This window comes from Candidatus Aquicultor sp., assembly GCF_054640775.1.
In genome coordinates, this window is record NZ_JBTSLF010000329.1 from 1 (window position 1) to 2,606 (window position 2,606).

General features: G+C 34.2%; 4 protein-coding genes and 2 pseudogenes. 1 reads left to right on the top strand and 5 read right to left on the bottom strand.

The genetic code is table 11. The features are described from left to right. Together ACYC56_RS14890 and ACYC56_RS14895 are read right to left on the bottom strand one after the other, a co-directional pair. The coding region (locus ACYC56_RS14890; protein WP_461374960.1) for a magnesium chelatase subunit ChlI family protein at positions 1 to 268 on the bottom strand (268 nt) is incomplete at its 3' end. Between the two features lie 9 nt (positions 269 to 277). Then, positions 278 to 376: pseudogene (locus tag ACYC56_RS14895) on the bottom strand (ATP-binding protein); the annotation flags it as partial. Between ACYC56_RS14895 and ACYC56_RS14900 the strand changes: the two are divergent. Further along, complete coding sequence (locus ACYC56_RS14900) at positions 355 to 801, top strand: helix-turn-helix transcriptional regulator (RefSeq protein ID WP_461374957.1); 447 nt, start codon at positions 355 to 357, stop codon at positions 799 to 801. The pseudogene ACYC56_RS14895 and the gene ACYC56_RS14900 sit on opposite strands and share 22 nt — an antisense overlap. Positions 802 to 1,299: 498 nt before the next feature. Here ACYC56_RS14900 and ACYC56_RS14905 read toward each other — a convergent pair whose 3' ends face one another. The 3 genes and pseudogenes from ACYC56_RS14905 to ACYC56_RS14915 form a co-directional block, all read right to left on the bottom strand. Further along, positions 1,300 to 1,866 (bottom strand): PAS domain S-box protein, encoded by a 567-nt coding sequence (locus tag ACYC56_RS14905; RefSeq protein ID WP_461374958.1) that lies wholly within the window; start codon positions 1,864 to 1,866, stop codon positions 1,300 to 1,302. 82 nt (positions 1,867 to 1,948) lie between these two features. Continuing rightward, positions 1,949 to 2,236: pseudogene (locus ACYC56_RS14910) on the bottom strand (IS3 family transposase); the annotation flags it as partial. 63 nt (positions 2,237 to 2,299) lie between these two features. Then, positions 2,300 to 2,606, bottom strand: a 307-nt coding sequence (locus tag ACYC56_RS14915; protein WP_461374959.1) for a hypothetical protein, incomplete at its 5' end; no start/stop codon positions are given.

The window sequence follows — 2,606 nt, forward strand, 5'->3', positions numbered from 1 at the left end:
AAGCTCTCGCCGATAGACCAAGCTTAGTCATCGCCATTTTTAACAGTTCAGCGCTTGCCGAGTCAAGTTTGCAAAACTGTCTTACTTCCTTTGATCCCATATCAGCATTATTATAAATATTTCTCAATCCTGCAAATCTTTTAAGCTGAATTTCACGTGCTTTCATTACCCTTGCTCTAATTTCTGAAGAAGGCTCGCTTTTTACTTCAGTCGAAAGCTCCTTATATTTTACTGCGGGGACTTCAATGTGAATATCTATTCTATCCAAAAGAGGTCCGGAAATTTTTGCCATATACCGTTGTATTTGAGGCGGAGCGCATGTGCATTCTCTACCCGGATCGGTGTAATAGCCGCATGGGCATTCCTGCGTTGCCAATCTGCAAAGTTACCTTGCACGCTAAAAAACCGATTTCTAAAGCATATCCTGAAATCTTAAAGACGATAGGCGATCATATAAAGAAACGCAGAGTCGAATTAGAACTCTTTCAGAAAGATGTTGCACATATACTCGGAGTTAAAAAAGAATCTATCTATAATTGGGAAAACAATCACAACTCTCCTAAAATTTACGTACTACCTAAAATTATTGAATTTTTAGGATATGTACCATTTGAGTTACCCAAAGAAACTATGGGAGATAGAGTAAGAGCTTATAGATATAAACATGGGTTAAGTCAAAGAAGGCTGGCCGAACTATTGGGAATTGATAAAACAACTGTTAGAGATTGGGAGCGTAATAAACACAGTCCAAGTAAGAAATTGTTAAGGAGAATTTTTAATGTTTTTGGTTGGAATCTTTGATAAATTGCCCAATCTAGAAAGAGGAATTCTGCTGAAGTTGAAGTGTCGATAGAATTATCGAGTGATACTAATTAAGCTTTATGATTTTTGAATATCTCAGAAAATTCTAGAAGTTCTTTATTGTTTTTTGTAATGTGAGCAAATCTGGAAAAGCTTGTTGGGCTAGATGATTGAATCCCAAATCTAATTTGCAGCTCTAAACAGAGAAATATACCGGAAGAACAAAATTGTCCTTTATATTGCTACCCAAAATAGTGAGAGAGACTACTAGTAGAGAGAAAATGGACTGATCCAACTACTTTGGCGAGGTGGGAAAAGGATAAAGGAAAACCCAATGATTGTCTTCTAAAAATGATTAAAGCTCTATAGTTAAAGTCCACAGGGCAGAATAGCTCTGCCTGTACATAGAACGGTTCTAAAGTTCAAACCTCAATAGTCTATATCCAGATACATTAGTGACTACTCGCCGTAACGAGATTTATTAAAAAGGAACATTGTTTAGCTTGAAAATAATGGGAAAAAATCATAACTATATTTATGCAATAAATATTTATTTCGTTGTAATAAATATTTTCGCAAAAAAATCAGAAAAAGAGATTTGTTGAAGGCCATTATATTGTAAACATTCTCTAGAATATTAGGATTATTTTCAAATAAATATCTATATTTCTTCTCACTTAATGATGATGCTTCCTCAGCCATTTTACGACCAGAAATATCCTTTATGCAACATTGTAGCACTTTTATGTCACCTACTAAGCATAAAGTAGAGACAAACTCAATTGTACAGAAACATCCGTCCTTTTTCTTAAGTTGAAGATCATCATAGCGTACGTATTCATTTCTTATTAATTGGTAGAAACTATCTTTGCTTGGGATTATCTCTTTTAGTAGATCTATTTCCCAGATTTTTTTACCGACTAATCGTTCTTTGGAAGTGTCAATTAAATCAATTAGGAATGTATTTCCATCAACAATAACGCCTGATTCAGCGCTAGTTATTAGGATGCCTTCCTGCGCAGTCTCTAAAAGTCCTTGATAGCATGTATCGGGTAAATTAAGCAAAAGTAAATTCCTTCCTGTTTCCTTTTACTACTAATCTTCCCCCCAAATATTGTACACAAAAATAAGCCACTAAATTAATCTTTCTATTTTCAAATTCAACCGGCGAAAAATAACTAAGCGCCGAATGTCTTCTTTGCTTGTTGTAATATATTTCTATGTACTCAAAGATACTCTGTCTTGCCTCTGCTCTTGTTTTATGTTTTTCGAAATTAACTAGTTCTGTCTTTAACGTATGGAAAAATGACTCTACTACCGCATTATCATAAGGGTTGCCTTTTCTACTCATACATTGCACCATTCCATTCTTCAGCAATAGCTGCTTGACTTACTCTGATGCATATTGCCTGCCTCTATCCGAATGAAATATCAATTCGAGCAATTAAAAATTGTAGATAATGCTGAAAAGCTTCAGGCTACAACTGTTGATTAAGCTTTAATCTTTAGATTCGCTATCTTGAAAATTTCCTAAGAATTTAACGAGAAATGATAAAATGAAGCCAAGAAAGCATAATAAGAAATCTTCTCCTTCTATCCGAAAAGAAGTTAGCGTCCCTACCATGTAACCAAGATACTTAGCCAAAACAAGAACAATCAAAAAACCTACGAAACCCCACATTCCCAAAATAAGCGGTTTTATTATAAGTCCCTTAAAAGTCAGGTTACATTTCCATTCTTTTTTATCTTTAGTATCAATTGAATCAATCATAATGCAACAAATGGTTTTATGATAAATTTTTGTT